Source organism: Streptococcus sp. FDAARGOS_256, assembly GCF_002289235.2.
In the GTDB taxonomy this organism is placed as follows: domain Bacteria; phylum Bacillota; class Bacilli; order Lactobacillales; family Streptococcaceae; genus Streptococcus.
In genome coordinates this window covers 1,324,614-1,336,732 of record NZ_NTGM02000001.1, presented here as the reverse complement: position 1 = coordinate 1,336,732, position 12,119 = coordinate 1,324,614, and the positions used below count along the sequence as shown (strand labels likewise).

The following is a 12,119-nucleotide window of genomic DNA, read 5'->3' as shown; positions in this document are numbered from 1 at the left end:
ATGTCAGAAAAAAGAGAATGGGTTTTAAAAGCATTTAAAGGTGAAAAGGTTGATCGTGTGCCAGTTGGCTTTTGGCACCATTTCACATCCGAAGACGAATGGCTACACGGTTTTTCAAATCCAGTCATTATCGAGAAGAATATTGAGGGCCATAAGCGCTTTATCCGAGAAGTTCAGCCGGACTTTATCAAACTCATGAGTGATGGCTACTTTGCTTATCCAAATCCAGCGATTGCCAAAGGAAAATCACTTCAAGAATTGGCGACCATTCAACCACTCGGACCAGATCATGCTTGGATAAAAGAGCAGGTTGACTTGGTTAAGAAAATCAAGCAAGAGTTTACAGAAGATATCGTTGCGATTTACAATATTTTTGCTCCTGTGACCTATCTCAAGTGGCTACTGGGGGAAGTGTCTGGTGGGGATGACCTCATTGCTGATTTTTTGGTGGAAGATCCTAAAGCTCTTAAGAAGGTGTTGGATGTGATTGCAGAGGATATTGCGAGTCTCAGTCGAGCTGTCATCGAAGAGGCTGGTGCTGATGGAATATACCTCAGCGTGCAGAGTATCCAAGATCAACGAGTGTCAGCAGCAGATTATCAAGCCGTCATTGCACCTAGCGAGATAACGGTTCTGGAAGCAGCTAGTGCTGTTGGTGGAGTCACAGTTCTTCATATCTGTGGCTACGAGGGAGCGCGAAATGATATTCACCTTTTTGCAGACTATCCAGCCCAAGTCTTTAACTGGGCTGTAGGACCAGAGGGAATCACTCTCAAGGAAGGTCGTGAGATTTTCAAGGGACGTACGGTTCTTGGAGGATTTGAAAATGGCAAGACAGGCTTACTGTATACTGGTAGCAAGGATGCCATTCAGGCTGAGGCAAAGAAACTAGTTGCAGAAGCTGGGGAAGAGGGCTTGGTACTTGGGGCAGATTGTACCATTCCAAGTGATATCGCAGTTGAACGTATCCAGTGGGTGAGAGAAGCGCTTGAAAACTAAAGGAGAAAAAGATGAGTAAAAAAGCATGGATTATCGGTGGTGTAGCAGTTGTTGCAGTAATTGGGGCAACGATTATCGGGAGAAGTTTAGCTGGCGCTCCAGCCAAGGAGGGAGAAACGGCTTCGTCTGCTGAAGTCATAACCTTGAAGGTTGCCCATACACAAAACTACGTACCTTATGACTTTGTCAATGAAAAAGGGGAATCAGATGGTTATGAAGTAGCTGTTTTGAAGGCTGTTGATGAGAAGTTGGCAAACTATCAATTTGAATATACAGGTACCAGTGATGATGACCTCTTGATTGGTCTGGAATCAGGCAAGTATGACATCGGAACCAAGGGAGCTTGGTACACAGATGAACGAGCTAAAAAGTTTGTCATTCCATCTGAACCAGTGGGAGCGAGCATCATCGGATTTACTGTCAGAAAAGAAGATGAACAGAAATACAAAACCATTGATGACTTTGCTAAGAATAAAGGGAAATTGGTTCCCATCTCTCCACAGAATGCTCAATGGAATGTTATCACCAGCTACAATGAAAAACATCAGGACGCACCGATTGAGCTAACAGCAGCAGAATCCTTTAAAGTAGCAGATGCCTATGCCTGGGTCTTAGAAGGACGTTATGACGCCTTCTTTGATATCAAACTGTCCTTTGAAAAAGCAGTTACCGCAGAAGATGGCCCTTACCACCAATATGCGGATAAACTCAGCTGGTTCCCATACAAGGGCATTCCAACTTATCCCTTGATTCACCATGATGAAAAGGGTGAGAAATTCGCTAAAGAATATGAAAAAGCAATCAAAGAGTTGAAGGAAGATGGAACGCTTGCTAAGTTATCTCAGCAATACTTTAAAGAAGATGTCTTTAGTTATGTAGACAAAGACTAGACCAGAAATTCCAAGACTAGAAAGGGTTTTGCATGGTTTCTTATGATTTTTCCAAGGTCTTTCAGTTTTTGCCGACCTTATGGCAGGCACTTCCTATGACCTTGTTCATTCTCTTTTTTACCACTCTTCTTGGTTCCCTTTTTGGAGGTCTCTTGGCCTGGGCGCAAGTAGGAGAAGACAAGAGTTTTGCAGCGATTTCCAAAGGCTATATCTTTACCCTACGTTGTACACCGCCGATTGTCTTGCTTTTTCTAGTCTTTTATGGCTTGCCAGAATTTCTGAAATGGTGGCTTGGTTTGGATATCAACAACTGGTCTAAAACTATTTTTGTTCTCTTGACGATGATTCTCTTGTTTGCGGCTATTGTTGCCGAGGTTTTCAAGGCGGCCTATCAAGCTATTCCAAAGGGGCAGACAGAGGCCGGGCTTAGTATTGGTTTGACTCCAAGTCAGACTTTTTGGAGAATCATTTTTCCTCAAGCTTTTCAAGTTGCTCTTCCCAATATAACAACTGCTATTCTCAATCTCATGCGGGATGCTGCCTTGGCCTATACGATTGGTTTTGTTGATGTTATGGGGGCCGGGAATCTCTTGATCAGTCGCAATTTAGGGAACTACTCTCTGGAAACCTATACGGCAGTTGCGCTTCTTTATTGGGGGATTGCCTTGGTTATTTCTAGCTTGAGTCGTTTGCTTGAGAAGTCTTTGGAAACAAAAGGGAGGTAAGAAATGGATATAGACTATATTGTAAAGACCTTTCTGGAGACCTTGAAGGGTGTGCCAATCACCTTGATTATCATGATTGTGGCTATGGTCTTAAGCTTTTTACCAGCTCTATTTTTAGCCTTGGGGCAGATTTACAAGGTTCGAGGTGTGAGGAGTTTTTCTCTGGTCTATCTGGCCTTTATCCGAGCGACTCCTCCGATTTTATTGATTCTCTTCTTTTATAGTTTGTTTCCAAGTTTGCTGAATCAATTTTTCAAAAGCATAGGAAGTGACTTTGATATTTTCAAACTTGATCCTCTCTACTATGCCTTCATTATTTATAGTTTGATGACAGTCGGGAGTTTGTCGGAGATTTTGCGTTCAGCTATCTTGACGGTGGACAAGGGACAACTAGAGGCAGCGCATGCAATTGGGCTGACTACGACCCAGGCTTATCTAAGGATTGTTTTTCCTCAAGCCTTGCGCTCAGCCTTGCCTAACTTGGCCAATCTGGTGATCAATATCGTCAAGGGAACCTCCCTGGTCTTTGTTATGACCATCAAGGATATCACCGCTATTGCTCGTGTGGAAGCGTCCTACGGTTACCAGTATTTTGAGTCATATTTTGTGATCTTTTTGCAGTATATTTTGATCTGTGGTTTGATTCAGTGGGGCTTCTCTCTACTGGAAAAAGGCTATGTGAAAAAAGAAAAAAGTGCAAAAGCATCTAGTGCGCGTTTTGTATAGGAGGACAGGATGTTACAAGTAGAACATATCGCAAAAACATTTGGTGAGAGGCAGGTGCTGGAGGATGTCAATCTCCAGGTCAACCAAGGGGATGTCGTCGTTATCTTAGGGCCATCAGGTTCGGGGAAAACGACCTTTCTCCGTTGTCTCAACCACTTAGAAAAAGCTGATAGTGGCCGTTTGACCTTGGCAGGAAAAACCTATGACTTATCCAAATTGAGCAAGAAAGACATTCTAGAAATTCGCCAAAAAACAGCCTTTGTTTTCCAGCACTACAATCTTTTTGCGAATAAAACTGCTCTGGAAAATATTCTAGAAGGCCTAATCGTAGCTCGTAAAGTTCCCAAGGAAGAAGCGCTCAAACGTGCAGAATCTGCCTTGGAAAAAGTTGGTTTACTTGCTTATAAGGACTATTACCCTTCACAACTATCTGGAGGGCAACAACAACGAATAGGAATTGCGCGTGCCATTGCCGTCAAGCCCGAGGTCATTTTGCTAGATGAACCAACTTCTGCACTAGACCCTGAGTTGGTTGGAGATGTTTTGGATGTTCTGAAACAGTTGGCGGGAGAAGGTGTGACCATGGTGGTCGTCACGCATGAGATGGGATTTGCTAGAGATGTCGCAAACCACGTTATTTTCATGGATGGAGGCCGTATCGTAGAGGAGAACAATCCCCACGATTTCTTTAGTCGTCCACAAGAAGAACGAACCAAGCAGTTTCTGGCTCGTATCTTATCAGATGCAACCTATAGTGTAGAATATATGATTTGATAGATAAGTGTATCATAAAAACAACACCCCATGACTAGAAGATTTTTCTGACCATGGGGTGTTTTCTCTATAGGAGGGCTAGTTTATACTCTTTGAAAATCTCTTTAAACCAGGTCAGCTTCGCCTTATCTACAAGCTCAAAGCTGTGCTTTGAGTAGCCTGCGATTAGCTTCCTAGTTTACTCTTTGATTTTCATTGAGTGTTATTTCTTTTTCTTGTTTTTTATCAACCATCCAAGTCCGAGAAGGGCAAGGATACTGAATCCAGCAAGGGCAAGGAGGGATTTGCTCTCAGTTCCTGTGTTTGGAAGGAGGTTCTGAGAGTGAGCCTCTGCAGCAGTTTCTTGAGTTTCAGGATTGGCTGCTAGGTTTTGAGCTTGACCTTGTTCTGGTTCAACTTCCAAGCTAGAAAGATCAAATTCTGGTTTTTCTTCCACAGCTGGAGCGACAATAGCACCTCCTTGAGACAAGCGGAGAACGACAGCAGTGAGAGCGTTCAATTTCAAGCCTTTTTCAGTCCATTCGAGACCTTGAGGTTTAGCGATTCCTACTGGTCCGGCTTGATTTTCATCTGCGAGGACTTCAGCCTTTCTCAAGTGAGCAAATGCAGTTCCTAGAGTAAATTCACGAGCCTTATCATCCGCATTGACAAAGACAGCGTAGACATCACCGTTTGGAGCAGTGATTTGGTAGCCGATGGTCACATCTTCTTTTTCAACGCCATTTTGTCCTGGAACAGTAATGAGGTGGACGCGCTCTTTGATGTCTTGCAGACTCTTGAGTCGGAAGGCATCTGTCGATTGACGAAGGGCGATCAATCCCTTCATGTAGTTACGGCTCTTGACATTTTCAGGATAAGCTTTGCCATCTGTAGCTTTGGTCCAATCAAACTTGTTGACAGCATCACTAGAGTCGTAAGAGTCATGGATAAAGTAAGGATAGACAAATGGCTTGCCGTCTTTGTCACGCAACAAGTGAGACTTGTTTGGAACCTTATCTTCAGGGACAGGAGTCTTATAGGCTGGATCAAGGAATTGTTTGGTACGTCCGTATTCCTGACCAGAGTGGATAAACGGAGTTCCTTGAGCAGTCAAGACCATGAGGTTTCCAAGTCGCAAACGACGATGGATCTCAGCGTAGTTTTCAGCCTTGCTTGGGTCTTTTTTGATAGACTGAGCAATAATGTCAAAGAGGGTCAAGTTATCATGGGCTGCGATATACTGGATAACATCTCCAGGACTGTCTGCTTCAAAGTTAGTTGGTTGAGCAATGAGATTTTTGAAGATAGTGTTGATATCGCGTTTTCCACCTGTGATAAAGGCAGGTTGGCCTTCGTTTGGATAACCAGACTTGAGGTTGTTACGGATGTCGTCTGAAAAGACAGCGACAGTATCAGTTTTCTTCATCCAAGACTGGTCAGCAGGTTGTACAGGCGTATTTTCATCACCAGTATAGGTTCTCCAGCCTTCACCTAACATGATAAGATTTGGATTGAGGGCGCGTGCAGCCTTGTACGCTTCTTCAATAGAAGCCGCATCGTGGTCACCCATCATATCAAAGCGGAAACCATCTACTTTGTAGGTTTCGACCAAATACTTGATAGAGTCTACCAAGACACGTTTAGACATGTAGTGGGTAGTTCCCAAACGGCCGCCTCCGAAGCTAGTACGTGGGGTTCCGTCTGCGTCCATAAAGTGATAGTAGTTTGGCTCAATATCCTCAAAAATATCAACGTTGGCAGTATGGTTGTAGACCACATCCAAGATAGCCCCCATGCCACGTTTGTGGATTTCGTTGATGAGGTTTTTGAATTCTGCGATACGTTTTTCTGGATCCTTAGGATCGCTTGAGTACATACCAGTCAAGGAGAAGTAGTTTTGAGGGTCATATCCCCAGTTATAGTTGCTGTTGCTTGAAGCGTAGGCAGACAAACGTTCATGGTTTTTCAATTCATTGACAAAGTAGTAGGACAAGACGGGAAGGAGTTGGATATGAGTCACACCCAAGTCTTTGAGATAGTCTAGTTTTTCGATAAAGGCTTCAAAGGTACCAAATGGCTTGGTCAAGTCTTTTGCGATGGCAGGATCCGAAGTGAAGTCACGTACATGAGCTTCATAGATAACGGCATCTTCACGTGATTTGAAGTTACGAATCTTTCCATAGGTCAAGTCTTGCGGACCTAACTTCGCTGGATCGACAAAGGCAGCTTTAGCGACCTTATGAGCGGCATCTGTTTTTGCTAGGTCACTGTTCCAAGCCGCTAATGATTTGGCATAAGGGTCAAGAACGAGGACAGTTTTACCTTGGCGCTCGATCTGGTAGTGGTAGTAGTAGCCAGTGTAGTTGCTGATACCGAGACCAGAGTTTGCATCCAGAGTTTGTTTCCAGGTTCCTTTTTCTCCTTTTTCAAGGGCGACAGTTCCAACTACTTTTTCAGGATCTTTCTTGTCATAGATAACAACGGAAACCTTATCAGCACTTGGAGACCAGAGGGTGAGGTCAACACGCTTGCCATCTTCTTTTAGAGTTGCGCCGAGTGGCCCATCGTAACTGTAGGACTCATCCTTGAGGCGCCAGCTTGAACGTGTGGTAAAGCGGTCTGAATTGTAGCTGACAGTGTAAGGGTGTTGGGTGTCAGAGAAGTTGCCGATGTAGGTCACTTTTTTACCTGCCTCATCCACTTCCACGTCTGTGATAGCTACTTTATTCCCTTGGTAATCAGTGATGCTGGAGTGTTTGAGGATATCATCTTTCTTAGCTCCAACGAGGGTAGAAAAACTGCTTTCGATACGAGATTTAGCCACGTGTTGGGCACCAGTCATGCGGATATCGTGCACATAGTAGGGGTTAGTGTAGATGGTTTCGTCATCATCTTTGAGGAAAATCTGACTGTGATTTTTTAGATCAGTAAATTTATAATCTTCTTTTCTGATTTTCACATCATCGCCTTTCTTGCTTTCGTCTAGTAATAAAAATCCAAATTCTCTTGCAGCTTCATTGAGTGGAATATCAATGTAACGGCCATACTTTCCAGTTGCTGTAAAGTCAGTACCGTCAGGCCATTCTCCACTGCTTGGATTCTTGACATCGCCCCAATACCAAAGAGATTTTTTGTCATAGTTGCCATCTGTGCGGTAGTAGTTGACACGGACAGTTCCTGCTGGCTGAGGACGGTAGTTGTGTACCTTGTAGTTTTCATCTAGCCAAGCCTCATTCATTTTTGGAGAGAGGCGCTCTACAGAACGGTCCCCTGTCAGGTTATCCCCCTTGGTATTGTTGATAAGGAAGCTGACTTTCTTGGCTTGATCATTCTTGAGTTTGACGTCTAGGTAATAGCCATAGTCGTCTTTCTTGGCATCCTTGAAGGGCTTGGCTCCATTGGGCCAGTTTTCAGAAGGTTTTTCAACATCGTCCCAAGTCCAAAGACCTTGAGAATCTTTGTTTTCTTCAGGGAGTTTTTTTACATGGATGCGGAAGTGGTTGTCTGCGATTGGTTCTTCAGAAGATGTGTCTGCTTGTGATTTTTGATCTGAAGTTGGTGTCGAAGTGCTGGCATCTACTTTCTCTTCCTTGCTGTTAGTCTGGCTTGTAGTAGCATCTTCTGTTTTAGATGTTTCGGGTGCTGTAGTAGTTTCCACAGCCGTAGTAGTTTCCGCAACTGTAGCTTCCTTTTTAGAATCAAGGGAAGCGTTTGCATTCTTTTGTTCAGAAATAGGCGTTTCTTTTTGAGTTTGACTCGTTTCAGTCTCAGTAGGGGCCTTGGTCACAGCGCTGGTATTTTCCTGAGTTTGAGGAAGGTTTTCGTTGGCCGAAATAGTTGGCATTGTAGCAGAAAGCAAGACAATGCTGGCACCAATAAGGACAGAACCAGTTCCGTTCTTCAAGGAACGGATACCATAAATCATTTTTTTCTCAGTTTGAGATGGGATCTTTTTCATCACAATTCTCCTTGTGTAGTTGTTCCTTATCAGTATAGCACGAGGTAAACATTAGTGCAAGCGTTTTCCTAATTTTTGAGAGAAAATATAATGCTTCATTCTCTTGAAATTTTAAAATAATATATAGGAAAAGATTGTTTGAAAAATAGTAAAAAAACCTTGAAAAATCTTGTCCGATAAGGTATAATAAGAGTAATCATTTGTCGTAGGTTTTGTCTGAAATATTGTCCAGACAAAGCTCACAGCAGTTAAATCTTCTGAAAAAGTCAGATTTAGCTGCTCTTTTTGTGCTTTTTTTCAGGTTTTTGAGTGTTTGTAACAAAGATTTAAAGATTCTGAAAATTCATCAAAGGGACACGGTGATAGGGGTTTTAAAAACCATATAACGATTAGAAAAGCCTGATTGACAAGGCTTGGAATTTATTTACAAAGGAGAATCATCTTGGCAGGACATGACGTTCAATACGGGAAACATCGTACCCGTCGTAGTTTTTCAAGAATCAAAGAAGTTCTTGACTTACCAAATTTGATTGAAATTCAAACGGATTCATTCAAAGATTTCCTAGATCACGGTCTTAAGGAAGTATTTGAAGATGTATTGCCAATTTCAAACTTCACAGACACAATGGAGTTGGAATTTGTTGGCTATGAAATCAAGGAACCAAAATACACGCTCGAAGAAGCACGTATCCACGATGCTAGCTACTCAGCACCAATTTTTGTAACCTTCCGCTTGATCAATAAAGAAACAGGCGAAATCAAGACCCAAGAAGTCTTCTTTGGTGATTTCCCAATCATGACCGAAATGGGTACTTTCATCATCAATGGTGGTGAACGTATTATCGTTTCTCAGTTGGTTCGCTCACCAGGTGTTTACTTTAATGACAAAGTAGACAAGAACGGTAAAGTGGGATACGGCTCAACTGTTATCCCTAACCGTGGAGCTTGGTTGGAACTTGAAAGCGACTCAAAAGATATCGCTTATACTCGTATCGATCGTACTCGTAAGATTCCATTTACGACCTTAGTTCGTGCGCTTGGTTTCTCAGGTGATGATGAAATCTTTGATATCTTCGGTGACAGCGAATTGGTTCGCAACACCGTTGAAAAAGATATCCACAAGAATCCAATGGACTCTCGTACAGACGAAGCTTTGAAAGAAATTTATGAACGCCTTCGTCCAGGTGAGCCTAAGACTGCTGAAAGCTCACGTAGCTTGCTTGTAGCGCGTTTCTTTGACCCACGTCGCTATGACTTGGCGGCAGTTGGTCGTTACAAGATCAATAAAAAACTCAATGTTAAAACACGCTTGCTCAACCAAACCATTGCGGAGCCATTGGTAGACCCTGAAACTGGTGAAATCTTGGTAGAAGCTGGTACCATTATGACTCGTAGCGTGATCGAAAGTATCGAGAGTCACTTGGATGGCGACTTGAACAAAATTGTTTATATTCCAAACGATGCAGCTGTTCTGACAGAACCAGTTGTCCTTCAAAAATTCAAGGTTGTTGCCCCAACGGACCCAGACCGTGTTGTAACCATCATCGGAAATGCCAATCCAGACGATAAGGTTCGTGTTGTAACTCCTGCGGATATCCTTGCAGAGATGAGCTACTTCCTTAACTTGGCAGAAGGTATCGGACGTGTGGATGATATCGATCACCTTGGGAACCGTCGTATCCGTGCAGTTGGTGAATTGCTTGCTAACCAAGTACGTCTTGGCCTTTCTCGTATGGAACGTAATGTCCGTGAACGTATGTCTGTTCAGGATAATGAAGTTTTGACACCGCAACAAATCATCAACATCCGTCCAGTAACAGCTGCGGTTAAAGAATTCTTTGGTTCATCACAGTTGTCACAGTTCATGGACCAACACAACCCGCTTTCTGAGTTGTCTCACAAACGTCGTTTGTCAGCCTTAGGACCTGGTGGTTTGACACGTGACCGTGCCGGATATGAAGTACGTGACGTGCACTATACTCACTATGGTCGTATGTGTCCAATCGAGACACCTGAAGGACCTAACATCGGTTTGATCAATAACTTGTCATCATATGGTCACTTGAACAAGTATGGATTTGTTCAAACACCATACCGTAAGGTTGACCGTGAAACTGGTGTAGTCACAAACGAAATCGTTTGGTTGACAGCCGATGAAGAAGATGAATTCACTGTAGCGCAGGCCAACTCTCGTCTTAACGAAGACGGTACTTTTGCTGAGAAAGTTGTCATGGGACGTCACCAAGGGGTCAACCAAGAGTATCCAGCAGAAGTGGTTGACTACATGGACGTGTCACCAAAACAGGTAGTTGCCGTTGCGACAGCATGTATTCCTTTCTTGGAAAACGATGACTCCAACCGTGCCCTCATGGGTGCCAACATGCAACGTCAGGCTGTGCCATTGATTGATCCAAAAGCACCTTACGTTGGTACTGGTATGGAATACCAAGCAGCTCATGACTCTGGTGCTGCTGTTATTGCTCAGTATGATGGTAAAGTTACATACGCAGATGCTGACAAGGTAGAAGTACGCCGTGAAGATGGTTCATTGGATGTCTACCACATCCAAAAATTCCGTCGTTCAAACTCAGGTACTGCCTACAACCAACGCACTCTCGTTAAAGTTGGCGATGTCGTTGAAAAAGGAGACTTCATCGCTGATGGACCTTCTATGGAAAAAGGGGAAATGGCGCTTGGACAAAACCCAATCGTTGCCTACATGACATGGGAAGGTTACAACTTCGAGGATGCCGTTATCATGAGCGAACGCTTGGTCAAAGACGATGTCTATACATCTGTCCACCTCGAGGAATACGAATCAGAAACCCGCGATACAAAGCTTGGGCCTGAAGAAATTACTCGTGAAATTCCAAACGTTGGTGAAGATGCCCTTAAAGACCTTGACGAGATGGGTATTATCCGTATCGGTGCTGAGGTTAAAGAAGGCGATATTCTTGTAGGTAAAGTAACACCTAAGGGTGAAAAAGACCTTTCAGCTGAAGAACGTCTCTTGCACGCTATCTTCGGAGACAAGTCTCGTGAAGTGCGTGACACTTCTCTTCGTGTACCTCACGGTGCCGATGGTGTCGTTCGTGATGTTAAGATCTTTACACGTGCAAATGGAGATGAGTTGCAATCAGGTGTTAACATGCTGGTTCGTGTCTACATCGCTCAAAAACGTAAGATCAAAGTCGGAGATAAGATGGCCGGACGTCACGGAAACAAAGGGGTTGTCTCTCGTATCGTTCCTGTAGAAGACATGCCTTACCTTCCAGACGGAACTCCAGTCGACATCATGTTGAATCCACTTGGGGTACCATCACGTATGAATATCGGTCAGGTTATGGAACTCCACCTTGGTATGGCAGCCCGTACTCTTGGTATCCACATCGCAACACCAGTGTTTGACGGAGCAAGCTCTGAAGACCTTTGGGACACTGTTAAAGAAGCAGGTATGGATAGCGATGCTAAGACAATCCTATACGATGGACGTACAGGTGAGCCGTTTGACAACCGTGTATCAGTTGGTGTCATGTACATGATCAAACTCCACCACATGGTTGATGATAAATTGCACGCGCGTTCAGTCGGACCATACTCAACCGTTACCCAACAACCACTCGGAGGTAAAGCTCAGTTTGGTGGACAACGTTTCGGTGAGATGGAGGTTTGGGCTCTTGAAGCCTACGGTGCATCAAATGTCCTCCAAGAAATCTTGACTTACAAGTCTGACGATATCAACGGACGTTTGAAAGCTTATGAAGCTATTACAAAAGGAAAACCAATTCCAAAACCAGGTGTTCCAGAATCCTTCCGAGTTCTTGTCAAAGAATTGCAATCTCTTGGTCTTGACATGCGTGTCCTTGACGAAGACGACCAAGAAGTGGAACTTCGTGACCTAGATGAAGGAATGGACGAAGATGTCATCCACGTAGATGACCTTGAAAAAGCCCGCGAAAAAGCAGCCCAAGAGGCTAAAGCAGCCTTTGAAGCTGAAGAAGCTGAGAAAGCAACAAAAGCGGAAGCAACAGAAGAAGCTGCTGAACGAGAATAAGCAGTTCACTTAGA

At 43.8% G+C, this 12,119-nt stretch carries 7 protein-coding genes; 6 read left to right on the top strand and 1 reads right to left on the bottom strand.

The window, feature by feature from the left end; all coding sequences use genetic code 11:
• Genes A6J84_RS06585 through A6J84_RS06565 form a run of 5 tightly spaced genes read left to right on the top strand, consistent with a single transcriptional unit; the run spans position 1 to position 4,114 of the window.
• Positions 1-999 carry a uroporphyrinogen decarboxylase family protein gene (locus A6J84_RS06585; RefSeq protein WP_095726287.1) on the top strand — a complete coding sequence of 333 codons (999 nt, stop codon included), beginning with the start codon at positions 1-3 and terminating at the stop codon, positions 997-999.
• Between the two features lie 11 nt (positions 1,000-1,010).
• On the top strand, positions 1,011-1,889 hold the full coding sequence (locus A6J84_RS06580; protein ID WP_084883422.1) for a transporter substrate-binding domain-containing protein: 879 nt from the start codon (positions 1,011-1,013) through the stop codon (positions 1,887-1,889).
• Between the two features lie 32 nt (positions 1,890-1,921).
• Positions 1,922-2,614: an amino acid ABC transporter permease gene (locus tag A6J84_RS06575; protein ID WP_070656875.1), complete on the top strand. Its 693-nt coding sequence runs from the start codon at positions 1,922-1,924 to the stop codon at positions 2,612-2,614.
• Between the two features lie 3 nt (positions 2,615-2,617).
• On the top strand, positions 2,618-3,340 hold the full coding sequence (locus A6J84_RS06570) for an amino acid ABC transporter permease (protein WP_061416042.1): 723 nt from the start codon (positions 2,618-2,620) through the stop codon (positions 3,338-3,340).
• A gap of 9 nt (positions 3,341-3,349) precedes the next feature.
• A complete protein-coding gene (locus tag A6J84_RS06565) occupies positions 3,350-4,114 on the top strand; it encodes an amino acid ABC transporter ATP-binding protein (protein WP_000942257.1) in 765 nt (254 codons plus the stop codon).
• A 202-nt stretch (positions 4,115-4,316) separates the two neighbouring features.
• On the opposite strand, the gene A6J84_RS06555 is transcribed toward A6J84_RS06565, so the two are convergent.
• Positions 4,317-8,051, bottom strand: coding sequence for a pullulanase (locus tag A6J84_RS06555; protein WP_095726286.1), 3,735 nt, complete (start codon positions 8,049-8,051; stop codon positions 4,317-4,319).
• A 442-nt stretch (positions 8,052-8,493) separates the two neighbouring features.
• On the opposite strand from A6J84_RS06555, the gene rpoB reads away from it, so the two are divergent.
• Positions 8,494-12,105, top strand: coding sequence for a DNA-directed RNA polymerase subunit beta (rpoB, locus tag A6J84_RS06550; RefSeq protein ID WP_000907162.1), 3,612 nt, complete (start codon positions 8,494-8,496; stop codon positions 12,103-12,105).
• The last annotated feature ends 14 nt before the right edge of the window (positions 12,106-12,119 follow it).

Bases quoted from the DNA above. Each gene is read 5' to 3' on its own strand.
- A6J84_RS06570 (WP_061416042.1), top strand. From the start codon at position 2,618: ATGGATATAGACTATATTGTAAAGACCTTTCTGGAGACCTTGAAGGGT.
- A6J84_RS06565 (WP_000942257.1), top strand. From the start codon at position 3,350: ATGTTACAAGTAGAACATATCGCAAAAACATTTGGTGAGAGGCAGGTG.
- A6J84_RS06585 (WP_095726287.1), top strand. From the start codon at position 1: ATGTCAGAAAAAAGAGAATGGGTTTTAAAAGCATTTAAAGGTGAAAAG.
- A6J84_RS06555 (WP_095726286.1), bottom strand. From the start codon at position 8,051: ATGAAAAAGATCCCATCTCAAACTGAGAAAAAAATGATTTATGGTATC.
- A6J84_RS06575 (WP_070656875.1), top strand. From the start codon at position 1,922: ATGGTTTCTTATGATTTTTCCAAGGTCTTTCAGTTTTTGCCGACCTTA.
- A6J84_RS06580 (WP_084883422.1), top strand. From the start codon at position 1,011: ATGAGTAAAAAAGCATGGATTATCGGTGGTGTAGCAGTTGTTGCAGTA.